Origin of the sequence: Flavobacterium sp. CHNK8 (genome assembly GCF_019774515.1) — a bacterium.
Classification (GTDB): Bacteria; Bacteroidota; Bacteroidia; order Flavobacteriales; family Flavobacteriaceae; genus Flavobacterium; species Flavobacterium tiangeerense.
Genome location: NZ_CP081492.1, coordinates 1821231 through 1843071 on the forward strand (window position 1 = coordinate 1821231; position 21841 = coordinate 1843071).

The 21841-nt window shown below is 32.3% G+C and carries 24 protein-coding genes; 10 read left to right on the top strand and 14 right to left on the bottom strand.

Annotated elements, in window-relative coordinates:
* The first annotated feature begins 7 nt into the window (after window positions 1-7).
* From K5V07_RS07685 to K5V07_RS07700, 4 genes are read left to right on the top strand one after another with little or no spacing between them, the layout of a single operon-like run.
* A complete protein-coding gene (locus K5V07_RS07685; protein WP_221917009.1) occupies window positions 8-442 on the top strand; it encodes a 3-hydroxyacyl-ACP dehydratase FabZ family protein in 435 nt (144 codons plus the stop codon).
* Window positions 443-1720: a beta-ketoacyl synthase gene (locus K5V07_RS07690; RefSeq protein ID WP_221917010.1), complete on the top strand. Its 1278-nt coding sequence runs from the start codon at window positions 443-445 to the stop codon at window positions 1718-1720.
* Between the two features lie 44 nt (window positions 1721-1764).
* Window positions 1765-2022 carry an acyl carrier protein gene (locus tag K5V07_RS07695; protein ID WP_144890812.1) on the top strand — a complete coding sequence of 86 codons (258 nt, stop codon included), beginning with the start codon at window positions 1765-1767 and terminating at the stop codon, window positions 2020-2022.
* Between the two features lie 12 nt (window positions 2023-2034).
* Window positions 2035-2526 carry a 4'-phosphopantetheinyl transferase superfamily protein gene (locus K5V07_RS07700; RefSeq protein ID WP_221917011.1) on the top strand — a complete coding sequence of 164 codons (492 nt, stop codon included), beginning with the start codon at window positions 2035-2037 and terminating at the stop codon, window positions 2524-2526.
* A gap of 2 nt (window positions 2527-2528) precedes the next feature.
* Here the strand turns inward: K5V07_RS07700 and K5V07_RS07705 are convergent, their stop codons facing one another.
* The gene (locus K5V07_RS07705) at window positions 2529-3125 is read right to left on the bottom strand and encodes a PolC-type DNA polymerase III (RefSeq protein ID WP_221917012.1); all 597 of its coding nucleotides are present in this window, start codon (window positions 3123-3125) and stop codon (window positions 2529-2531) included.
* Between the two features lies 1 nt (window position 3126).
* On the bottom strand, window positions 3127-5043 hold the full coding sequence (locus tag K5V07_RS07710; protein WP_221917013.1) for a DUF294 nucleotidyltransferase-like domain-containing protein: 1917 nt from the start codon (window positions 5041-5043) through the stop codon (window positions 3127-3129).
* Between the two features lie 171 nt (window positions 5044-5214).
* Between K5V07_RS07710 and K5V07_RS07715 the strand changes: the two genes are divergently transcribed.
* Window positions 5215-5721 (top strand): DUF2911 domain-containing protein, encoded by a 507-nt coding sequence (locus tag K5V07_RS07715; RefSeq protein ID WP_144890820.1) that lies wholly within the window; start codon window positions 5215-5217, stop codon window positions 5719-5721.
* A 146-nt stretch (window positions 5722-5867) separates the two neighbouring features.
* Here K5V07_RS07715 and K5V07_RS07720 read toward each other — a convergent pair whose 3' ends face one another.
* Window positions 5868-6290 carry an Lrp/AsnC family transcriptional regulator gene (locus tag K5V07_RS07720; RefSeq protein WP_182651385.1) on the bottom strand — a complete coding sequence of 141 codons (423 nt, stop codon included), beginning with the start codon at window positions 6288-6290 and terminating at the stop codon, window positions 5868-5870.
* 114 nt (window positions 6291-6404) lie between these two features.
* Here K5V07_RS07720 and K5V07_RS07725 point away from each other — a divergent pair, with 114 nt between their 5' ends.
* Complete coding sequence (locus K5V07_RS07725) at window positions 6405-7115, top strand: sulfite exporter TauE/SafE family protein (protein WP_255577834.1); 711 nt, start codon at window positions 6405-6407, stop codon at window positions 7113-7115.
* 49 nt (window positions 7116-7164) lie between these two features.
* Entirely contained in the window at window positions 7165-8388 is a 1224-nt protein-coding gene (locus tag K5V07_RS07730; RefSeq protein WP_370632461.1) for a multidrug effflux MFS transporter, read from the top strand.
* A 39-nt stretch (window positions 8389-8427) separates the two neighbouring features.
* On the opposite strand, the gene K5V07_RS07735 is transcribed toward K5V07_RS07730, so the two are convergent.
* The 3 genes from K5V07_RS07735 to K5V07_RS07745 form a co-directional block, all read right to left on the bottom strand.
* Entirely contained in the window at window positions 8428-9771 is a 1344-nt protein-coding gene (locus tag K5V07_RS07735) for a DEAD/DEAH box helicase (RefSeq protein ID WP_221917014.1), read from the bottom strand.
* 135 nt (window positions 9772-9906) lie between these two features.
* On the bottom strand, window positions 9907-11451 hold the full coding sequence (locus tag K5V07_RS07740; RefSeq protein ID WP_144890829.1) for a DEAD/DEAH box helicase: 1545 nt from the start codon (window positions 11449-11451) through the stop codon (window positions 9907-9909).
* A 107-nt stretch (window positions 11452-11558) separates the two neighbouring features.
* Window positions 11559-12086 (bottom strand): DUF6155 family protein, encoded by a 528-nt coding sequence (locus K5V07_RS07745; RefSeq protein WP_221917015.1) that lies wholly within the window; start codon window positions 12084-12086, stop codon window positions 11559-11561.
* Between the two features lie 99 nt (window positions 12087-12185).
* Here K5V07_RS07745 and K5V07_RS07750 point away from each other — a divergent pair, with 99 nt between their 5' ends.
* Window positions 12186-12464 carry a DUF3817 domain-containing protein gene (locus K5V07_RS07750; RefSeq protein WP_182651389.1) on the top strand — a complete coding sequence of 93 codons (279 nt, stop codon included), beginning with the start codon at window positions 12186-12188 and terminating at the stop codon, window positions 12462-12464.
* Entirely contained in the window at window positions 12457-13707 is a 1251-nt protein-coding gene (locus K5V07_RS07755; protein WP_221917016.1) for a mechanosensitive ion channel family protein, read from the top strand. The genes K5V07_RS07750 and K5V07_RS07755 overlap by 8 nt, the downstream gene beginning before the upstream one ends.
* 10 nt (window positions 13708-13717) lie before the next feature.
* On the opposite strand, the gene K5V07_RS07760 is transcribed toward K5V07_RS07755, so the two are convergent.
* The gene (locus K5V07_RS07760; RefSeq protein ID WP_144890837.1) at window positions 13718-14101 is read right to left on the bottom strand and encodes an acyl-CoA thioesterase; all 384 of its coding nucleotides are present in this window, start codon (window positions 14099-14101) and stop codon (window positions 13718-13720) included.
* Between the two features lie 66 nt (window positions 14102-14167).
* Here K5V07_RS07760 and K5V07_RS07765 point away from each other — a divergent pair, with 66 nt between their 5' ends.
* The gene (locus K5V07_RS07765) at window positions 14168-14572 is read left to right on the top strand and encodes a glyoxalase (protein ID WP_182651391.1); all 405 of its coding nucleotides are present in this window, start codon (window positions 14168-14170) and stop codon (window positions 14570-14572) included.
* A 120-nt stretch (window positions 14573-14692) separates the two neighbouring features.
* Here K5V07_RS07765 and K5V07_RS07770 read toward each other — a convergent pair whose 3' ends face one another.
* The 7 genes from K5V07_RS07770 to hisB form a co-directional block, all read right to left on the bottom strand.
* The gene (locus K5V07_RS07770) at window positions 14693-16333 is read right to left on the bottom strand and encodes a M1 family metallopeptidase (RefSeq protein WP_221917017.1); all 1641 of its coding nucleotides are present in this window, start codon (window positions 16331-16333) and stop codon (window positions 14693-14695) included.
* A 56-nt stretch (window positions 16334-16389) separates the two neighbouring features.
* Complete coding sequence (locus K5V07_RS07775) at window positions 16390-17436, bottom strand: alkaline phosphatase D family protein (protein ID WP_221917018.1); 1047 nt, start codon at window positions 17434-17436, stop codon at window positions 16390-16392.
* Between the two features lie 238 nt (window positions 17437-17674).
* Complete coding sequence (gene hisIE / locus K5V07_RS07780; RefSeq protein WP_221917019.1) at window positions 17675-18274, bottom strand: bifunctional phosphoribosyl-AMP cyclohydrolase/phosphoribosyl-ATP diphosphatase HisIE; 600 nt, start codon at window positions 18272-18274, stop codon at window positions 17675-17677.
* A 47-nt stretch (window positions 18275-18321) separates the two neighbouring features.
* Window positions 18322-19077 (bottom strand): imidazole glycerol phosphate synthase subunit HisF, encoded by a 756-nt coding sequence (gene hisF / locus K5V07_RS07785; protein ID WP_221917020.1) that lies wholly within the window; start codon window positions 19075-19077, stop codon window positions 18322-18324.
* A 99-nt stretch (window positions 19078-19176) separates the two neighbouring features.
* Entirely contained in the window at window positions 19177-19902 is a 726-nt protein-coding gene (gene hisA, locus K5V07_RS07790; protein WP_182651396.1) for a 1-(5-phosphoribosyl)-5-[(5-phosphoribosylamino)methylideneamino]imidazole-4-carboxamide isomerase, read from the bottom strand.
* 104 nt (window positions 19903-20006) lie between these two features.
* Window positions 20007-20588, bottom strand: coding sequence for an imidazole glycerol phosphate synthase subunit HisH (hisH, locus tag K5V07_RS07795; protein ID WP_221917021.1), 582 nt, complete (start codon window positions 20586-20588; stop codon window positions 20007-20009).
* 97 nt (window positions 20589-20685) lie between these two features.
* Window positions 20686-21822, bottom strand: coding sequence for a bifunctional histidinol-phosphatase/imidazoleglycerol-phosphate dehydratase HisB (gene hisB / locus K5V07_RS07800; protein ID WP_221917022.1), 1137 nt, complete (start codon window positions 21820-21822; stop codon window positions 20686-20688).
* Window positions 21823-21841 lie beyond the last annotated feature (19 nt).

The window sequence follows — 21841 nt, forward strand, 5'->3', positions numbered from 1 at the left end:
AAAAGCAATGACAAACCAAGATATCCTATACAAATTACCGTATTCTAAACCGTTTCTCTTTGTAGATGAAATAATTTCAATTGATGAAAATGGAGTAGAAGGAACCTATACTTTTGATGAAAATCTTGACTTTTATAGCGGACATTTTAAAGACAATCCAGTGACACCAGGAGTAATCTTGACAGAGGTGATGGCACAAATTGGCCTAGTATGTTTAGGTATATTTTTATTAAATGAAAGCTTAAATAAAAATATCGCAATTGCTTTAACATCAACAGATATTGAATTTTTAAAACCTGTTTTTCCTAAAGAAAAAGTGACCGTTTTTTCCGAGAAAATTTATTTTAGATTCGGAAAATTAAAATGTAAAGTCATCATGAAAAATGAAAAAGGTGAAGAGGTTTGTACAGGAATAATTGCAGGAATGATAATTTCTAAATAAATGAAAAAAAGAGTTGTTATTACGGGTCTAGGTGTTGTTGCTCCAAATGGGGTTGGACTTGATGCGTTCACACATGCCATTAAAAACGGAATTTCAGGAATTAAACATGATCCAGAGTTAGAAAGATTACAATTTTCTTGTCAAATAGCAGGAAAACCTGAAATTTCTAATGAATTAGCATTGCATTATTTTTCAGAACTAGAATTAAGAAATTTCAATTCAACTGGAATTTTGTATGGTGTAATAGCGGGTATTGATGCATGGAAAGATGCCGGATTATCTTTAACAATCAATGAAGAACCAGATTGGGATAGCGGAACTATTTTTGGGACAGGAACCTCTGGAATTGATAAATTTCGTGAAAGCATTTATAAAATTGACGATTTTCAAACGCGTCGTTTGGGTAGTACTGCCGTAGCGCAAACTATGAATAGTGGTGTAAGTGCGTATTTAGGAGGTAAATTAGGTTTGGGTAACCAAGTCACTACAAATTCTTCGGCCTGCACAACGGGTACAGAAAGCATTTTGATAGCCTATGACCGTATTAAATCAGGTCAAGCCAAACGTATTTTAGCAGGAAGTACCAGTGATTCAGGACCGTATATTTGGGGTGGTTTTGATGCTATGAAAGTGTGTACTTTTAAGCACAATCAAGATCCAGTACACGGCTCAAGGCCAATGTCTGAGAGTGCTTCAGGATTTGTTCCTGGAAGTGGAGCAGGAGCTTTGGTTTTGGAAGATTTGGAAACCGCCATAGCTCGCGGCGCTAAAATTTATGCCGAAGTTTTAGGTGGGCATGTTAATTCTGGCGGTCAGCGCGGACTTGGGACAATGACAGCACCCAATCCTGTTGCAGTACAAAAATGTATTACTACAGCATTAAAAAATGCCGAAATCACAGCAAAAGACATAGATGCAATCAACGGACATTTGACAGCCACTTCAAAAGACAGCCTAGAAATTCAAAATTGGTGTGAAGCTTTGGGTCGAAATGGTATAGATTTCCCATATATCAACTCCTTAAAATCTATGGTAGGCCATTGTTTATCAGGTGCCGGAAGCATCGAAAGTGTAGCATCCATCTTACAATTACATCACGGATTTATTTTTCCGAATACTAATTGTCCCGATTTACATCCAGAAATCACAGCATTAATTGACCAAACAAGAATACCACAACAAGCTATTGAGATGGAATTAAATATAATTGCAAAAGCTAGTTTTGGTTTTGGAGATGTTAATGGATGTGTGATTTTCAAAAGATACAAACAGGACTAATTGCAGCAAAACAAAAAATCATTACATTTATTAAAATATTACTTATGAATAAAGAACAAACCATTGCAGAATTAAAGAATATAGTTAAACCATATATCGCAAATCAAGAAGCATTTGACACACTTACCGAAGACACCGATTTTATAAATGATTTAAAAATCAACTCCGCTAATTTAGTAGATGTTATTTTGGACATTGAAGAAAAATATGATATCATTATTGATAATGAAGCTATGGAACGCATGATCAACGTAAAAGCAGCTTTAGAAATTATTGAAACTAAATTATCTGAAAAGATGTAATCCGACCTCAAAATGATAGGGAATGATATCGTCGATTTAGATTTGGCTTCAAAAGAAAGCAATTGGAAGCGAAAAGGTTTTTTAAAAAAAATATTTACCATAAACGAACAAAAATTAATAGCATCAACTGAATTTCCAGACGTAATGGTCTGGAATTTATGGTCTAGAAAAGAAGCAGCCTATAAAATATATAATAGGGAAACAGGAATAAGAGGATTTTTTCCTTTACAACTAGAATGTATTTACCAAGATGCCATTTTAGGAAGCGTTGTAATAAAGGGGAGATCCTATTTTACCCAAAGCACAATTAAAAATAATTCAATTTACACTATTGCTGTTACAAATAAGGAGCAATTTAAAAGGATCAAATGCATTAATCCTAATATTGAAATTTTTAAAAAAAATGGTATTCCCTTCATAATAGATTCTAATTCAATGCTAGAAAAACCCATTTCCATAACGCATCATGGTAAATATTGGAAAGGAATACAGTTAATTGACTAAAATTATTTGATTCCCAATCTAGATTTTAATTTTAAAAACAACAGCGCCGTTTTATAAGCATCGTTTGCTGCTGAATTACGGTCACTTACTGGAATTTTATAAAACTCACAAAGTTCATCAAGCGGACTTTCTTTATCTGTAATATCTTGAAGTTTTCTATGCATAACATCAATATCTAGTGCTTCATTTTTCAACCTTCCACAATCCATTCGTTCAAGGGATTCATTAATAATATCAACATCAAAATCAACATGATGTCCTACTAATACTGAGTTACCTATGTATTCCAAAAAAGACTTTAAAGCTTCTGGTTCACTTATTTTTTTTAATTTACTTTCAACCAAAAACTCATTTGTCAAACCATTGTCATGAAAGTATTTATACTGCGTTAATACCGCTTCAAAATTATCACCAATTACAATGGAATTATTAACTACAGAAAAAGAACCAATAGACAAAATCACATCGTTTTTAGGATTTAAACCCGTTGTTTCAGTAGAAAAAACTACAAATCTGGAGGACTTTTTCTCAAACTTGGCTGTATAAGCTTTCCAAAAATCAGGATATTCTTTATTTATATTTTTTAACCAATCTAACATACTATGAAAATTGTGTAAGTTGAAATTTACTTTTAATTAATTCTTCTAAATCTCGCATTGGGGCTAGAGCATTCTTTAATTTCTCTTTATCATTTTTTGATAATTCCTCAAGATTAATATATTGACCATCATTATCGTTTTTCAGCCCTTCTAAAGTTCTAAATTTTGATAATGTAAGGAACGCTTCTGCACAGTTTAAATAGATTTCAGCATGTTTAGGATCTGTAATAGATAATTGCTTGAATCTTTGAAAAGTATTATTAATGCCCTTTACTTCAAAGGACAAACAAAACAATCTGGCTCCATCAATTAATGGCATAAGAGCACGTGTTTTAATATCAAATTTATCTTTATGTTCACCTTCTTCTTCAACATGAAATTTTTTGAAGAACGTTAATGGTGAATTATTTCTAAGAGCATCATTACCTAAGAAATCAAAGAAAAGTGTACTCTTCATAACATTTTTAAAAATGACATCAGTAATTGCATCCTCTATTTTTTGCTCGCCAAAAATGATTTCATAATCAAAAAATATACTACTTAAGTCTGAACTGTTTTCGCCTGGAGTATTCATCCAGTTGTCGTATTGTTTAATCCAATCAGTCAATGACTTACACCATTGCATATTACTTCCCATATGACCATTAGGACAGGATGAAAATCCTATTTTTTCAAGTGTAGCAGTTGTCTTTTTTCCTAATTTCAAAAAATAATCTTTTACATCACGATACTTTTCTGCAGCAACATCTTCAAATATTAAAATACTGTCTTGATCTGTAAATAATAATTGTTCTTTTCTACCTTGACTACCTATGCTTAACCAGGCGAAACGAGCAGGAGGGGAGCCTAAATCTAATATTGACAATTCAACAGTGCGTTTTAATAATGCCAAATTAATTTCGCTTGTAATATTAAAAACATGAGATAAAGGAACGTTTTTAGAAATGGATGTTTGTATCAAATCTGCAACTCTATCTCTTATTTGTTTGAGTTCTTTTGCAGTTTGGCTGCGTTTAATTTCTTTAACCAGTACTCCAGGGCTATTGGCTTGTGCAACAATCAAGTCGTACTCACTTATGATTCCTTTAACTAGTGATTTATCCGTTCCGTCTAATGTTACACATAGGTGCGTTACATTGTTTTTAAGCATTAATAATTGCGCCTCGGCTAATGAAACATTTTCAAGAACAGTAACTACGGGTGAGGACATGATTTTATCAACAGTTACTGTAATGGGAAATCTTCCAGTAGCAATCTTTGTTCTTATATCAGTATCAGTAACAATACCGACTGGAAAATCATTTTCACAAATTAATATATTGTTTGTTAAAGAAGCAGTCATTTGCTGTGCTACATCTTGAACACTAGAATGCAATGTTGTCTTTAAGGGATTTAAATTATAGGTTAAGGACTGAAAATACTGCATCTCAGACTGCTGATCAGAATAAAAAACATTGTCAGATATCAACTTTCCTATTAAATTTTCCTTGTCTTTAGGATTTCTAGTATTTACTGCAAAACTTTCCAGTAAAAAATTCAATACATCCGGATTGTTAGCTACAAAAGGCCTAAACGAAGCAATAGGAATAGCATAAACAATAGTTTCTTCTCGGGACTTAGCCGTCATCATATAATTATTTTTGGCAAAAAAAGGTCTTAAACCAAAAATATCACCTGCAGCACATTTGTTCAATAAAGTCTCCTCAGAATCAGAGATCACAGACAAATTGATTATACCTGATGATACTACATAAAAACTGTCATGAAGAAAATCATTTATTTGAAATAAAGTTTGATTTTTTTCTAAAACAACAACTTTTACATCACTAGCTATTTGTGAAAGTTCTTCAAACGCTAAATAATTAAAAGGCGCGTAATCACTCAAAAAGTCTGCAATTTGCTCAGCAATAGAATTCATAATGTTTGTTTTTCTAGTGTAAAAATAGCAAATAATAGACAGATACAATAGCTTTGTAAATGGTTTACCATTAAATTATACATTCCTTAATTTTTTCATAAAATAAGACTGTGTATATAAGTTTGTTGCACAGTTTTTTTAATTTTATACAGTAACTAATAAATAAAAATTATGAAATCAATTATTAAGACTGGTTTTGCAATAATTGCATTACTGCTAGTAAATGTAATGGGAGCTCAAAGTAAGCCTACGAGTAGTAAAGAAACAATCACAGGTAAAATTAAAGACGCCACAATAACTGTTGACTACGGTAGTCCATCTGTTAATGGAAGAAAAATATGGGGCGAATTGGTGCCATTTGACAAAATTTGGCGCGCTGGTGCAAATGATGCCACAACATTTGAAACAGATAAAGATCTTACTGTAGAAGGATCAAAATTACCAGCCGGAAAATATTCTTTTTTTATTATTCCAAATGGCAATGAGTGTACAATCATATTTAATAAAGTAGCTAAACAATGGGGAGCTTATAAATACAAGCAAGAAGATGATCAATTGCGAGTTGTTGTAAAACCAGAAGTACTTAGATCTGCATATGAAAAATTGACTTATGAAATTAACTCAAATACATTTAGTTTAAAATGGGATAATTGGTCAATTCCAGTTCAAATCAAATAAACATAAATCATACTTAATAGATTTAAACTTCAAAAAGCTAATTAAAAAAACATTGCAAAGAGCAATGTTTTTTTAATTCTATATTTTCTATTTTACATAATATAAATTATAGTTCAATATATATATCTAAAAAAAATAGCCAATCACTAAATATCATCTTTTAGATTAGACAATATTAAATGAGTTGTTGGTTCACCATAAACCAGTAATCGATCAATATATTTTTGTAAATGCAACTGATTATTTAAAATCACTTTCATAAAAATATTATGCGTTCCTGTAATTCTGTGAATTTCAAAAATCTCTGGGAATTGATCTAAATTTTCACAAAAAACATTCAATTTGCCGCTGTATAATTTAAACATGATGAAAACTTCAAGTCCGAATCCTAGTTTTGTATTGTCTAATCTTACTCGATATCCTTTAATAACCTCCAAATCTTCTAGTTTTTGGATTCGCTCTCTAACTGCAGATGGCGAAAGTTCTACTTGCTTGCCAATTTCTACAAATGAATATCGTGCATTTTCTTTTAGACATTCAATAATTTTTAAATCCAATGCGTCAACCATAAAAAAGTTTTTAAATGACAAAATTACGATTTAAAAATGTGTTTTTTAACTTTTTTACCATTGAAAACATTTTTGATACTGTTATTCATCCTTTAATTTTGCAAAATGGATACAATGATGATTTTACTTTCACTTGGGATTTTTACAGGTTTTTTTGTTCAAACAATTACTGGATTTGCTGGCGCTCTAATTGCATTGCCTTTTTTATTATTTGCCATGCCATTGCCAGACGCTGTGGGATATTTATCTATTTTTTACATGATTTCTACTCCAATTCATGTTTATAAAGAGTGGCACAACATTAATTTAGATTTATTAAAAAAATTAGCTGTTTCCTCTTTTTTTGGTTTGCTTGTAGGCATTATTGTTTTAGCCTACGGACAACCGATAATATTAAAAAAAGCTTTAGGAATTTTCATTATTTTGTTTGTCTTAAATAGTTTGCGTAGTGCTAAAGAAATCAAATTATTTTCTAAAATGAAGTTTCTCTTTGGCTTTTTAGGAGGTTTTTTTTCAGGACTTTTCTCCACTGGTGGACCACTATATTTGATCATTGTTAAAAATGAAACTTCGGATGTGAAGATTATGAGAGCAACAATGTTTGGGGTTCTTGGTTTAATTACGTTATTTAGAATTCCTGTTCTTGCTTTTGAAGGAATATTAACGTGGCAACAACTGTACAACTCCCTTTATGTATTGCCTTTTTTTATTTTGGCTTTAGTATTGGGAAAAAAGGTATATCTTTTTTTGAATGATACTATGTTAAAAAAAATCATGCTTTCGCTCTTATTTGTATCTGGATTTGTTTTGCTTTTAAAAAAATAAACAACCGTAGCATCCCATTTATATTGGCTACTTTTGCAAAAAATAAAATATGAAGGTACAAAATGTAATGTCACGTTCACAATACATCAAATTAATACTTATTCTAGGATCTTTAACAGCCCTTGGTCCTTTTTCAATTGACATGTACCTACCCGGATTTGCGGGTATTGCAAAAGATTTGAATACCACCGTGGCAAATGTATCCTTGACATTATCCAGTTATTTTATAGGAATATCAGCAGGTCAGTTGCTGTATGGACCATTGTTAGATCGTTTTGGTCGAAAAAAGCCATTATTCATAGGAATGTTGGTTTATATTTTGGCTTCATTAGGCTGCGTATTTGTTACAGATATTGATACTTTTATTGGTTTACGATTTATTCAAGCCATAGGTAGTTGTGCTGCAACGGTGGCGTCTGTATCTATGGTAAGGGATTTGTTTCCAGTTAAAGATATTCCCAAAGTATTTTCACTATTAATGTTAGTGGTAGGGCTTTCGCCAATGCTAGCTCCTACTATAGGCGGTTATATCACAGAAGATTTTGGATGGCATACCGTATTTTTTATTTTGATGTGTATGGGGATTTTAATTTTACTAGCTGCACAAATAGGTTTACCTAATACTTATGTACCTGACACTTCAATTTCCTTAAAACCTAAACCAATAGTTAGCGGATTTATCTCAATACTTAAGGTACCACAATTTTATACCTATGCGTTTGCAGGAGCAATTGCTTTCTCTGGGTTGTTTACTTATGTGGCTGCCTCTCCTATTATTTTTATGGACATTTATAAGGTAGATGCAAAAACGTACGGTTGGATATTTGCTTTTATGTCTTTAAGCTTTATTAGTGCAAGTCAGTTAAATTCTTTATTGTTAAGAAAATTTAGAAGTGAACAAATGATTGTAGGTGCATTAATAATACAATCCATTATTAGTATAGTCTTTTTAATATTGGCTGTAAATAATTTGCTAGGATTGTATGAAACCATAGCCATGCTTTTTGTATTCTTGGCCTGTTTAGGAATCTCTAATCCAAATACTGCGGGACTCACTCTTGCTCCTTTTGAAAAAAATGCTGGCAGTGCCTCTGCATTAATGGGCGCCATTCAGTTAGGTTTGGGTGCGGTGGCATCGTTTGCGGTAGGTTTATTTGTTAAGAATTCAATTTTGCCTATGGTTTTTATCTTAACCGCTTCTACCATAATTGCATTAATAATCTTGATTTTAGGCAAAAAAAGAATAAAAAAAACTAGTACACCCTCTATTTAAATTGAGGGTGTACTAGTTGTATCTTTTTTTGTAGAAAACTTACTTTTTTAGTTTTTTGATAGGTTTTTCTAATTTTTGTTGTGCTTCATTTTTAGTTTGTAGCACTTGATTTGCTATTAATTTTTCAATCAGTTCGTCCTTCGTTAAATGATGGAAAACCGTTTTTATTTTTTCTTTTAATTCAGCTGCAACCTCGTGATTGGGTTTGGTCTTAAAAATTTGCTTGGCCCACAAGAACGTATTGTTTTCTTCAATACTTGCTTTGTTCGGTTTAGCAAAAGGTAAAAATTTGATGCCCAATTCTTTTTCAAAATCAGCAATTTCAACAACTTCTTCTTGTTGTAGCACAGTTAAGGCTAGACCCTTTGCTCCTGCTCTTGCTGTTCTACCGCTTCTGTGTACATAAGCATCGTATACATCAGGTAAATGATAATTTACAACATATGAAATTTCTTTTACATCTATTCCTCTAGCTGCAAGATCTGTTGCGACTAAAATATTAATGTGGCCTTCACGAAACTGCTCCATAATTCGATCTCGAATACCTTGAGACAAACTGCCGTGCAAGGCACCTGATGAAAATCTATTTATAGCTAAGTTTTTGGCCAATTTGTTTACGGCTGCTTTTGTTTTACAAAAAATGATTCCACGTTCACCCTCTTTGGAGTTCAAGAAATGCATTAAAACATCAAGCTTTTCGATAGGATCTACTACAATGTATTGATGATCTATCCCTTGATTTCCTATTGTTTCCATGTTAGCGCTTACTTGCACAACATTCTTATTCAAATAGTTTTGAATCAATTGCTTAATTGTACCCGGCATCGTTGCCGAAAACAAAAATGTTTTATGTGAACTAGGTAATTGTGCCACAATTTCATCAAGACTTTCTTTTAGAATCGTGACCATTTCATCCGCTTCATCGAGTACTAAGAATCTCGTTTCTTTTAGGTTAATGGCATTACGTTGTATCAAATCAATTAGTCGTCCTGGTGTTGCTACAACAATGTGTGTAGGCAAAGTAAGTCTTTCTATTTGCGGTTTTATGGGTATTCCTCCACAAGTTGCAGCTATAGAAACTTGAGGTATGTATTTTGCAAAATCTTCTAAATTTTTAAAGATTTGGTGCCCCAATTCTCTAGTTGGCACTAAAATTACGGCTTGAATGGCTGCTACACTAGTATCTATCAATTGTAAAATAGGAAGTCCAAATGCAGCTGTTTTTCCGGTACCGGTTTTTGCAATACCTACCAAGTCGTGTTTATTTGCGAGTAGCAAAGGAATGGTTTGTACTTGAATTTCAGTAGGAATAACAATTTTCAATTCGGTTATTGCTTTAAGTACGGGTGTTGCTAATCCTAAATCTGAGAATTGTTTTTGCATTTGTTTTTGTATTTTAAAATAATAATTCTTTGGTAACGAAATTTTAGCCCTGATGGGAACGGCATCCTTTTGTGGTCTCTTTTTTGAGACCACAAAAGATACAGTGTACAGCAGGATTAGCTCCTAATAAAGAAATTAATCTTCATCAGGTTCATTCATGATTTTTTCTCGGTATTTTTTACCCGTTAAAAGAACCAATTTGAGTTTGTAATCATCTACTAACCATTCTCTATAGTTTTTACTGCACTGACTCAAACATTTTGCATAACGCTTGATACGGCATTCAATATCATCATCTAATAATTTACCTAAAGCTTTTGCTTCTTGTAACGTTTCGGAATTGTCAACACACATAGCTGCATGTTGATCTAATGATTTATCCAAAACCTCCTTTGAACGTAAGTTTAGTTTTATAATAAGTTTATGTTCCTCTTCTACATCAAAAGTTACAACTTCGGTTTTACTGAATTTGGCTCGCACATCTAGAGGCATCGTGTATTTAAAATACATTTCGATTTCAGTGTCGTCTCTTAAGTTTTCTAGATAGAACTCAGGAGATTTAAAGATGTGTTGCCAGTTTACAGGTTCACTCCACAGTCCAAAACGGGCTGCATTATTACCTAAATCTATTACATTAAAACTGTCCTTGCCAGGTAATTTTCTAGATCCACGGCCTATCATTTGATAGTATAAAGTTAAAGATTTAGTAGCTCTATTTAAGATAATGGTTTCAACAGTAGGCTCATCAAAACCTGTTGTAAGAATCCCTACTGAGGTTAAAATAGCATCCGGAGTATATTTGAACCAATGTAATATGTCTTTTCGTTCCTCATTACTGCTGGTATTATCTAAATGTCTTATGGCATAACCAGCTTCTCTAAAGGTTTCGTAGACATAAAGAGATGTATTGATACCATTATTAAAAATCAAGGTTTTTTTACCCAATGATTTTTCGGTGTAAGCATGCAGTAATTTTTCTTGCATAGCCATATTGGTATACAAATCATCCGAAGATTTTACGGTATAATCTCCATTTATACCTACTTTAAGAGAAGTCAAACCTACATCATAACTATACGTAATTGCTTTTGCAAGAAAACCATTTTCTATTAATGAACTTATAGTATCACCTACTATCAATTCATCATAGCTCTCGTGCATGGGTAATTTTATGTTAGAACTCAATGGAGTTGCGGTTACTCCTAGTATAAAAGCATTCTTGAAAGAACTTAATAATTTTCTAAAAGAGTTGTAATGTGCCTCATCAATAATTACTAAACCTACATTATCTAGGTGTAATTTATCATCATTGATACGGTTTTTCAAAGTCTCTACCATGGCAACAAAACAAGAATAGTCATTTTGGTCCGGTAACTCTTTTACTTTACTGTTGATGATTTTATTTTTTACATCAAAACCTTTCAACATTTTTGAAGTTTGCTTACACAACTCAATTCTATGAGTTAGGACTACAACTTTCTTATCATGTTGAGATAAATAACGGCGAACAATCTCTGAGAAAACAACTGTTTTTCCACCACCAGTAGGCAACTGATATAATAAATGGTGTTGTGGAGGTGCATTATCTATACGCTCAAAAATGGCATCAATATCGCCTTGTTGGTATGCGTAGAGTTGTTTTTTGTCTTCTATTTCTATTTCTAAGGTGTTTTGGGACATTGCTAATTATTGGATTTTTGCAAAAATACACCTAAAAAACAGTTTAATTGTCAATTTTATTTAAAAAAAACCGCATCTGATTAATTAATTTAAATTAAGGAAAGTTTTTAATACTCTAATCTATCCATAATAGCATCAAATTCAGAGATATTGTACCATTTTTGATTTATAACAGTATGCTGTATTTGGTTGAGTCTCGCTTTAAAATCAGCTAAAATGGCGTTTGCTATTAAATAAACTACGACTTGCTCAAAGGAATTGAACATACTTTTATAAAAAAGATCTTGTTTGATTGCATTTTCTGAAGCAAAAGTTTGTGCAATTTCAATATTATACAGCATTAAATCAGCTATTACAAAAGGATCAACCCCTAAGGATATAAAGTGCTTGATGTATTTTTGAGCAACAGAACGTCTCATTTTAGGTCGGCTTCGCCTACCTGATTTTTTTACTGGAAAATATTCATAAGCAATTTTTACTTTAGCTTCTTTAGATAGCTGGTCTTCTTTTGGATTAAAAACGAAATCATAATAGACTTTTACGGGACTAAATTTCTCGTACAACTCTATGATTTGCTCTTCGAGTTGTTCTTTATTCAGTTCAGCTAAATATTTTTTTAAATCGCGTTTGCTCATTATCAAAGTTTATGCATACAAAAGTAATTTAGTTTTGTGATTTTAGCATCTAAAATCAATGTTTATACTTAATTTTGTGTTCAAAATAAAAAAATACAAATGCTTAAAATTTTTAAAATCACCGCTATCATTGAAGGAATTTCTGCTTTATTGCTGTTTTTCTTTGCCATGCCAATGAAATATATATTTAATGATCCTATTTATGTAAAACACATAGGAATGGCTCATGGCGTATTATTTACTGCTTATATAGTTTTAGCTACTGTTTTAAAATTTACTGAAAAATGGGATTTTAAAAAATATTTTATCATTTGCATAGCCTCTATTCCTCCTTTTGGTACTTTTTACATAGAAAGAAAATACCTGAAAAATGTTTAAATACATCGAGAAAATTTTCACTTTTATTTACCCCATTTTACGCAAAATAGGTTTGGGAAGTAGTGCTGCATCTTATTTAAGTTTGCTGCTTAATATTATTGTACTTTGTGTACTTTCTTATGTTATTTACCTTATTTTTAGACTACTACTAGTAACTATTCTAGCTATAATTGCTCAAAAAACTAAAACAAAATTTGACGATTTACTGGTTTCAAATAAAACGGCAAAATACATTGCGCATTTAATACCGCTTTTATTTATTTACAAATCGGTACCCGTAATTTTAGACCGATTTGAATATTGGGAAGGGATTTTTGCAAAAATAGTTGGGATTTATATTATTGTCCTCGTATTGTGGATTATCAGAACTATTTTTAATGCTTTACGAGATTATTTAAAACTAAAACCTCGTTACAGTGACAAACCGATAGATAGTTTTATTCAGGTAATCATGATTTTATTGTGGGTCATCGGTACTACATTAATTATATCCAAGCTATTTGATATTGACAAAGGCGAACTTTTAACTATTTTGGGAGCCGTATCTGCGGTGATCATTTTGATTTTTAGAGACACAATTTTAGGTTTTGTGTCGAGTGTGCAAGTCTCTATAAATGATATGGTTCGAATTGGGGATTGGATTACGATGGATAAATTTGGCGCAGACGGAGATGTAATTGAAATCAATTTAGCTACCGTTAAGGTTCGAAATTTTGACAATACTACCACTACAATTCCTACCTATAGTTTGAGTTCAGATTCTTTTCAAAACTGGCGTGGAATGCTCAACTCAGATGGACGAAGAATTAAACGACACATCTTAATTAAAACAAGTAGCATTCGCTTTCTTGAAGAAGCAGAGCTGGTTGATTTAAAAAAAATACACTTGATTAGCCACTACATTGACGTAAGAAAAAATGAAATTGAAAGATTCAATCTTGAAAATAAAATAGATAAATCACTAGCTATAAATGGTCGTAATTTGACCAATCTAGGCTTGTTTAGAAAATACATTACCGAATATTTATTCAATTATCCTGGACTTAACAAAGATATGCTCATGCTTTGTAGACAATTGCAATCTACAGAGCATGGTGTTCCTCTAGAAGTATATGCATTCTCTTATGACAAACGTTTTGAAAACTATGAATACATCATGTCTGATATTTTTGATCACATCATAGCTGCTGTTGGTTATTTTGATTTAGAAATATTCGAATCTAAAATTGAATTGAACAATTAAAATACAGATTCTACAACCTGTCTTTTACAAACTCAATTGAAGTTTTTCCGTGGGGTTTAGGTTTTCCATGCTCATCAACATTAACCATTGTGGTTTGATCAATAGAAATAATGGTTTCTCGTGTCATCATATTACGAGCTTCACATTTTAAAGTAATTGATGTGGTTCCAAACTTGATAACATCTATACCTATTTCTATGATATCCCCTTGTTTTGCTGAACTTCTAAAATTTATTTCAGACATATATTTGGTTACTATTCTTGCATTTTCTAGCTGCACAATAGTATACAAAGCTAATTCTTCGTCAATCCAAGCAAGCAGTTTTCCACCAAACAAAGTACCATTGGGATTTAAATCTTCGGGTTTTACCCATTTCCTAGTGTGAAATCTCATCATTTAAAATTTACTTGTAAAAATAAACCTTTTTTACTTTTATATTTTTTAATTTTAAAGAAAAAAATGGAAGCAAGAGATCTATTTCTAGAAGAATTCAGAGGAAAATCAATTGGGATGATTACAAATCAATCCACCCTTGAAGAAACGTTTCAAAATGAAGTACTTCGCCCTATTTTAAAATTACAGAACGAAATAATATGTTCTTCTTTTTCACATTATTTAAAAAAAAATAAAATAGATTTCAATAATTTCTCTTTAGATAAGAAAATGAAAACTATAGATAATGCGGTTCAAAAGGACATTAAATTTAGAAATGCGCTCAAAGGAATGATTTCGGGATTATTTACCATTTCTGAATATGAAATCTACACCAATAATAGCTCTAATTTAAACAAACGAATGATGAGCATGCTGGTTGAAAGGTTAAAAAGTCAAGTACAACTGTTTGAAAATCCAGTTTTAAAATAGAGTATTCAACTTAACAAAAGAATACACAAAATATCAATATTAGATATTGATTATAAGATATTACGAATAATAAAAGGGATACTTTATGCATCCCTTTTTTTATCAGTAATGTGTTTTTAGTTAATTAGTAACATAAAAATTTGGATCTACTACCACTTTTAGGTTGTCACTAGTTAGTGGGATAGTTTTCCATTCTGTTTCTGGATGAAGCAATTCTTCTTTACCATTTAGAGTCACTTTTACTGGCATATTAAAACCTGTGACACTATTTGTCCAGCGATATGCTAACTGGTTATTCTTTACTGTATATTCTAATTTTGGTATTCGAGTATCTCTTAAATACTGATTAAAAACCATCGACAAATCAATACCTGCTTGCTTGCTTAAATAATCCTCAATTTGCTTGGTAGTTACCGTTTGGTGATAAAAAGTACTGTTCAAACCTCTTAGTATTCCTCTCCATTTTTCATCGTTATTCACTAATTGACGTATAGTATGCAACATATTTGCTCCTTTAGGATACATATCCCCTGAACCTTCATTGTTTACATCGTATTTACCAATGATAGGTTTATCATTTTCAATAATATTTCTAAGACCTCTAACATAAGTATATCCAGCTTCCTTTCCATAGTAATATTCTAAAAAGAGACTCTCAGAATAGTTCGTAAAACTTTCGTGAATCCACATGTCTGCAATATCTTTATAGGTGATATTATTGGCAAACCATTCGTGACCAGACTCGTGTATGATAATAAAATCAAACTTTAATCCCCAGCCAGTTCCGCTTAAATCCCTTCCACGGTATCCATTTTGATAACCATTTCCGTACGTAACACTGCTTTGATGTTCCATTCCGAGATATGGAGCTTCAACTAATTTATAACTATCTTCATAAAATGGGTAAGGTCCAAACCAATGTTCAAACGCTTTTAACATTTTAGGAACGTCTTGAAATTGTTTTTTAGCTTTCGCCAAATTGTCTCTCAAAACAAAATACGTACAATCTAAATTTCCTTTTTCACCTTTGAATTTTTCAGAAAAAGTAACATAATCCCCAATATTGATGTTTACACCATAATTATTTATAGGATTAGCTACAAACCAATTATAGGTTTTAGTTCCATCTTTCAAGGTTTTTACACTTTGCAAGCGCCCGTTAGAAACATTTGTTAAATTAGCAGGAACATTAACACTAATGAGCATATTGTCTACTTCATCATACATGTGATCTTTATTAGGCCACCAAACACTTGCTCCCAATCCCTGACATGATGAGGCTATAAATGGATTGCCATTTTTATCTTTTTTCCAAGTAATTCCTCCATCCCACGGCGGATTTACAGCCACTTTAGGTTTTCCGCCATAAAAAACAGTAAGTTCTTTAATGCTTCCTTTTACTTGAGGTTCCTTTAATGCAATAAAAAAAGCATTGCCTTCCCTTTTGAACTCCAAGTTTTTCCCATTTTGGGTAACTTTGTAAATGTTCATTGGGGTTTGCAAATCAATTTGCATGCTGTTGTATTCCTGAACAACCTGATACTTTATAGTGTTTGAGCCTGTGATCGTGCTGTCTTTAAGATTTACTTTAATATCAAGATGATACCTTTTTACATCCCACCAAGCTCTTTCTTTAGTAATACTCCCTCTAAGGGTATCTTGTCTAGTAAATAAAGGTGCTTTTTCATCTAATAAACCTTGAGCATTGACCGAATTACAAAGTAAAAAGGATATTAAAATAGAACCAAAATATTTTTTCATAGTGCAATTATTTAGTACAAAAATAGAGTTTAGAATCAAAAACAAACAACTATTCCCTAATTTTTCGAAAAGGAAACAGAATAATTTTGTAATGTTTTATTTTCTCTGCCAAGAATTTCCATTAAGACTTTATGATTTTTAAAATCAAATTTTAATAAACCAAAATTAATCTCCTTAACAACTTCACCTTGTACATAAGGGTTTTCTTCACCAGAGAATGCAGTATAGGTGTGAGTTAATCCGCTTGCAGTAAAATCTACAAGAGGATAGGACAAACCCGCTACATTTTTTGATGAAAAGGTTGCAATGTGTCTATCTCCAGAGATGATAAAAGCCCCTTTTGCTTTTGAGGAAACCAGTAATTGTTCTAGTTTTTCAACTTCATGCGGAAAGTTTCCCCATGTTTCAAAGCCATGCTTGTTTGATAAAAATTGAATACTGCTCACTATCACATGGAATTGCGCATCTGAATTATATAGCTCTTTTGATAACCATTCCCACTGCGCTTGTCCAAGTATAGTTCCTTCGCCAAATTTATTAGGCTTAAAACGCTTTTTTGAATTAGGATCTTTGGTTAACGCTGTTCGGAAATAACGGGTATCTAATACGATAATTTTAATTTTACTCCCATCAACTTCAATCGTTTTTGAACTGTAAACTCCTTCTCTACTTCGTTCTGGAGCATCTTTTGGAGTATCTAAAAAATCTAAAAATAGTTGCTGACTTTCTTTTTTGTATGGATATTCTTCTCCTGCATCATTAGCGCCATAGTCATGATCATCCCAAGTTCCAAGAATAATTTTGCCATCAATGAATTTTAGATATTCAGGATCTTGTTTCTGAATAGTATAATTGTTTTTAAGAAACTGCATGTCTTCTGTATCCGAATACACATTATCTCCACCCCAAATCCAAACTGAAGGATTGTTTTTATTTATCTCAGGCCAGAGTTCATTTTTAATTTTTTGATTGTCACAGGAACCAAAAGCAATAGTAAAGCTAGTGTTTTCATTAGTTTTTAATGGTTGACTTGCTGTTGAAGGAATTTGTGATTTACAACTTAACAATCCTAAAAAACTAAAAATGCAAACAAATTTTTTCATAAAAGGGAGATTCAAACGGTTAGCACAATACTATTCATGTACACGAAGATATAAAAACAATTTAAAGCTAAACTTAAAAGTAATGTTGCCTAAATATTATTTAAAAAGATTTTTAAAAAGGTCTACATACCGTTTCTCTATCTCTTTTAATAAGACAGGTGCAAATGAAAACTACTTTAAAAAAATAACCCAATAGATTAAAATTCTCTATTGGGTTACAATTTATTTTTTTGTCAGATTATTTCTGACGACTTTTCAATACATCTACTACATCGTTTAATTTGAATCCTTTGGCTTGAAGCAAAATCAAATAATGAAACAATAAATCAGCACTTTCACTCAAGAATAAATCATCATTATCGTCTTTGGCTTCAATAACTACTTCTATTGCTTCTTCCCCTACTTTTTGGGCTATTTTGTTAATTCCTAATTGGAATAAAGAAGCAACATAACTTTTTTCAGAGTCAGCTTTTTCTCTTCGGGTTTCGATAGTTTGTTCTAAGCGTGAAATAAACCCATAATCAGCTTTGTTTTCTGTCTGCCAGCAGGTATCTGCACCTGTATGGCATGTTGGTCCAACTGGTTTTGCTTGTATTAATAAAGTATCGCCATCGCAGTCATTTTTTATATCAACCAAGTTTAAAAAGTGACCACTCTCCTCACCTTTTGTCCAAAGTCTTTGTTTAGAACGGCTAAAAAAAGTTACTTTTTGTGTTTCGATAGTTTTAAGATATGCTTCTTCGTTCATGTAACCCAACATCAAAACGGCTTTCGTATCGCTATCTTGAATAATGGCTGGAATTAATCCGTCTGTTTTTTTTGAGAGATCTATGTTCATAATTTTAAGTCTAAAGTTTTAAAGTCGAATGTCTTAAAGTAAAAATATTAAATTCGTACTTCAATATTGTTATTTTTAAGAGCTTCTTTTAATGTTTTGATTTCAATTTCTTTAAAATGAAACACACTAGCTGCTAAGGCTGCATCAGCTTTTCCTTCTAGGAATGAATCTACAAAATGCGGAATGTTTCCTGCACCACCCGATGCAATAATTGGAATATTAACTAGTTCCGAAAGTTTGGCCAAAGCCTCATTTGCAAAACCATTTTTAGTTCCGTCATTATCCATCGAGGTAAATAATATCTCACCTGCGCCACGTTGCTCAACTTCTTTTGCCCAATCAAATAAATTCAATTCGGTAGGTACTTTACCACCTACTAAATGCACAATCCACTGACCTTCTATTTGCTTGGCATCAATTGCAACCACAACACATTGGCTTCCAAATTTTTGTGCCAAATCATTGATCAACTGCGGATTTTTTACAGCCGATGAATTTATCGAAACCTTATCAGCTCCATTTTGCAATAAAACATCGACGTCCTTAACAGAGGAAATTCCGCCACCAACTGTAAATGGAATATTAATAGTTGCAGCTACTTTTCGAACCAAATCAATTAATGTTTTTCTTCTTTCTTCGGTTGCCGAAATGTCTAGAAAAACCAATTCATCAGCTCCTTCATCCGAATAGATTTTGGCCAATTCAACAGGATCACCGGCATCACGTAAGTCTACAAAGTTGACACCTTTTACGGTTCTTCCGTTTTTTATGTCAAGACAAGGGATTATTCTTTTTGTAAGCATATTTTTTGTTGTTACACAGAGATTCGCAAAGGTTTCGCAGAGATACACAAAAATCTTGGCGAATCTTTGCGTCTTCTTTGTGCTTCTTCGCGAAATAATCTATTTGTTTAATATATATTGTTCCAATTGTTTCAATGAAATACGTCCTTCGTAAATTGCTTTGCCAATAATAGTTCCTTCACAACCAAGTTCAGCTAGTATTGGTAATTCATCAAAAGTCGAAATTCCTCCTGAAGCAATTAGTTTTATTCCTTTGGCTTCTGCCAAAATTTTAGCATACAAATCAAATGATGGTCCTTCAAGCATACCGTCTTTAGCAATATCGGTACAAATTACATATTGAATTCCTTTACTTTGATAGTCTTGAATAAACGGAATCAAATCTTCATTTGAATCTTCTAACCAGCCTGAAACAGCGACTTTTTCATTATTAGCATCTGCTCCCAAAATGATTTTATCCGCACCGTACTCTGCAATCCATTTTCCGAATAGTTCTCTATTTTTCACAGCAATACTGCCACCAGTAATTTGATTCGCACCACTTTCGAATGCAATTTTCAAATCGGAATCAGCTTTCAAACCACCTCCAAAATCAATTTTTAAACTGGTTTGTGTTGCAATTTGTTCCAAAATTTTATAATTAACAATCTGGCTTGATTTTGCTCCATCTAAATCTACCAAATGTAAATATTCAATTCCGTGCGCTTCAAATTCTTTTGCAACTTCTAGCGGGTTTTCGTTGTAAATAATCTTGGTGTTGTAATCTCCTTTGGACAAACGGACACATTTCCCGTCGATGATGTCTATTGCTGGTATTATTCTCATTTATTTTAATTTAAAGATTTAATAATTGAATTATTTAAAGATTAATACTGTTAGTCAATTAAATTTTTGACTCCTTAATTTTTCAATCTTTGAATTTTTCAATCCTATAATTTTAAAAAATTCCCTAAAATTTGTTCGCCAACATCGCCGCTTTTTTCGGGGTGAAATTGTGTTCCGTAAAAATTATTTTTCTTCAATGCTGAGGCATATTCTACTTCATAATTTGTTGTAGCAATGGCATCGGAGCAATTTGGCGCATAAAAACTATGTACCAAATACATGTATTCATTTTCAGAAATTCCTTTGAACAAATCTGATTTCAAATTATAAATTTGATTCCACCCCATTTGTGGTACTTTTACTTTTGAAGTGAATTTAACCACATCTACATCAAAAATTTCCAAACCAGCAGTGTTTCCTTCTTCGGATTTGTTGCACATCAATTGCATACCCAAACAGATCCCTAAAACAGGTTGTTTCAAAGTAGGAATCAATACATCAAGACCACTATCTACAAGCATTTTCATCGCAGAACTTGCCTCACCAACTCCAGGAAAAATCACTTTATCTGCAGCTTTTATTTCCTTCCAATCATTACTAAGCGCAGCTGTAAAACCCAAACGTTCTATAGCAAACATAATGCTTTGTATATTTCCGGCTCCGTAGTTTATAATTACTATTTTCATTTATTTAGTCTTAAAATCGAAAGTCGAAAGTCCTAAAGTCATTTGCAAAATCCTTTTAAGGGACTTTTGACTTTTAGACCTTTGACTTTATGACTTATTAAAGCATCCCTTTCGTACTTGGTAAAATCATTTTTTCGGTATCACGCTTCACGGCTACTTTTATCGCTTTTGCAAAAGCTTTAAAAATCGCTTCAATTTTGTGGTGCTCATTGGTCCCTTCAGCCTTGATGTTGATATTGGCCTTGGCACCATCTGAAAACGATTTAAAGAAGTGAAAGAACATTTCAGTTGGCATTTTACCTACCATTTCTCGTTTGAATTCGGTTTCCCAAACCAGCCAATTTCTACCACCAAAATCAATAGCCACTTGTGCTAAACAGTCGTCCATTGGTAAACAAAAACCATAACGTTCTATTCCTAATTTATTACCCAATGCTTTTGCAAAAACTTCTCCAAGAGCTATTGCAGTATCTTCAATAGTGTGGTGTTCATCTACTTCTAAATCACCTTTTACTAAAATTTCTAAATCCATTTGACCATGACGTGCAATTTGGTCCAGCATGTGATCAAAAAACGCAATTCCGGTTTCAATTTTACTCTTACCTGTTCCGTCTAGATTTAAATTGATGTAAATATCAGTTTCATTTGTCTTTCTTGAAATGGTTGCTGAACGTTCTTCTAGTTTTAAAAACTCATAAATCGTCTTCCAATCCGTGGTTTGTAGCGCAATAACTGAGTCCAATTCTTCTCTTTTTGAAGCTATTTCGTCACTTCCTAAAGCTTCATCCGTATTGATGAAAATTCCTTTTGCACCAAGGTTTTTCGCTAATTCCACATCTGTAATTCGGTCACCAATTACAAATGAATTTTGCAAATCGTATGCTGGATTATCGATGTATTGAGTCAGTAAGCCTGTTGCTGGCTTGCGTGTAGGAGCATTTTCATGTGGGAATGTTTTATCAATTAAAACGTCACTAAAAACAACACCTTCATTTTCAAAAGCTTTCATTACCAAATTATGTACGGGCCAAAAATTCTCTTCGGGATGCGAAGCGGTACCTAAACCATCTTGATTGGTCACCATTACTAATTCAAAGTCCAATTCTTTGGCAATTTTACCCAAATATTGAAAAGCATTTGGGTAAAACTCTAATTTTTCAAAACTGTCTAATTGGTAATCGTTTGGTTCCAAAACCATCGTTCCATCACGGTCTATAAAAAGTATTTTTTTCATTAAAAAAAGTTTAAAGTTT

Excerpts from the sequence above, each read along its gene's own strand:
- K5V07_RS07725 (WP_255577834.1), top strand. The coding sequence starts at position 6,405 with ATGATGATTTTACTTTCACTTGGGATTTTTACAGGTTTTTTTGTTCAA.
- K5V07_RS07715 (WP_144890820.1), top strand. The coding sequence starts at position 5,215 with ATGAAATCAATTATTAAGACTGGTTTTGCAATAATTGCATTACTGCTA.
- K5V07_RS07765 (WP_182651391.1), top strand. The coding sequence starts at position 14,168 with ATGGAAGCAAGAGATCTATTTCTAGAAGAATTCAGAGGAAAATCAATT.
- K5V07_RS07745 (WP_221917015.1), bottom strand. The coding sequence starts at position 12,086 with ATGAGCAAACGCGATTTAAAAAAATATTTAGCTGAACTGAATAAAGAA.
- K5V07_RS07695 (WP_144890812.1), top strand. The coding sequence starts at position 1,765 with ATGAATAAAGAACAAACCATTGCAGAATTAAAGAATATAGTTAAACCA.
- hisB (WP_221917022.1), bottom strand. The coding sequence starts at position 21,822 with ATGAAAAAAATACTTTTTATAGACCGTGATGGAACGATGGTTTTGGAA.
- hisF (WP_221917020.1), bottom strand. The coding sequence starts at position 19,077 with ATGCTTACAAAAAGAATAATCCCTTGTCTTGACATAAAAAACGGAAGA.
- K5V07_RS07775 (WP_221917018.1), bottom strand. The coding sequence starts at position 17,436 with ATGAAAAAATTTGTTTGCATTTTTAGTTTTTTAGGATTGTTAAGTTGT.
- K5V07_RS07755 (WP_221917016.1), top strand. The coding sequence starts at position 12,457 with ATGTTTAAATACATCGAGAAAATTTTCACTTTTATTTACCCCATTTTA.
- hisH (WP_221917021.1), bottom strand. The coding sequence starts at position 20,588 with ATGAAAATAGTAATTATAAACTACGGAGCCGGAAATATACAAAGCATT.
- K5V07_RS07740 (WP_144890829.1), bottom strand. The coding sequence starts at position 11,451 with ATGTCCCAAAACACCTTAGAAATAGAAATAGAAGACAAAAAACAACTC.
- K5V07_RS07760 (WP_144890837.1), bottom strand. The coding sequence starts at position 14,101 with ATGAGATTTCACACTAGGAAATGGGTAAAACCCGAAGATTTAAATCCC.
- K5V07_RS07720 (WP_182651385.1), bottom strand. The coding sequence starts at position 6,290 with ATGGTTGACGCATTGGATTTAAAAATTATTGAATGTCTAAAAGAAAAT.
- K5V07_RS07750 (WP_182651389.1), top strand. The coding sequence starts at position 12,186 with ATGCTTAAAATTTTTAAAATCACCGCTATCATTGAAGGAATTTCTGCT.
- K5V07_RS07730 (WP_370632461.1), top strand. The coding sequence starts at position 7,165 with ATGAAGGTACAAAATGTAATGTCACGTTCACAATACATCAAATTAATA.
- K5V07_RS07690 (WP_221917010.1), top strand. The coding sequence starts at position 443 with ATGAAAAAAAGAGTTGTTATTACGGGTCTAGGTGTTGTTGCTCCAAAT.
- hisIE (WP_221917019.1), bottom strand. The coding sequence starts at position 18,274 with ATGAACATAGATCTCTCAAAAAAAACAGACGGATTAATTCCAGCCATT.
- K5V07_RS07685 (WP_221917009.1), top strand. The coding sequence starts at position 8 with ATGACAAACCAAGATATCCTATACAAATTACCGTATTCTAAACCGTTT.
- K5V07_RS07700 (WP_221917011.1), top strand. The coding sequence starts at position 2,035 with ATGATAGGGAATGATATCGTCGATTTAGATTTGGCTTCAAAAGAAAGC.
- K5V07_RS07710 (WP_221917013.1), bottom strand. The coding sequence starts at position 5,043 with ATGAATTCTATTGCTGAGCAAATTGCAGACTTTTTGAGTGATTACGCG.
- K5V07_RS07770 (WP_221917017.1), bottom strand. The coding sequence starts at position 16,333 with ATGAAAAAATATTTTGGTTCTATTTTAATATCCTTTTTACTTTGTAAT.
- K5V07_RS07705 (WP_221917012.1), bottom strand. The coding sequence starts at position 3,125 with ATGTTAGATTGGTTAAAAAATATAAATAAAGAATATCCTGATTTTTGG.
- hisA (WP_182651396.1), bottom strand. The coding sequence starts at position 19,902 with ATGAGAATAATACCAGCAATAGACATCATCGACGGGAAATGTGTCCGT.
- K5V07_RS07735 (WP_221917014.1), bottom strand. The coding sequence starts at position 9,771 with ATGCAAAAACAATTCTCAGATTTAGGATTAGCAACACCCGTACTTAAA.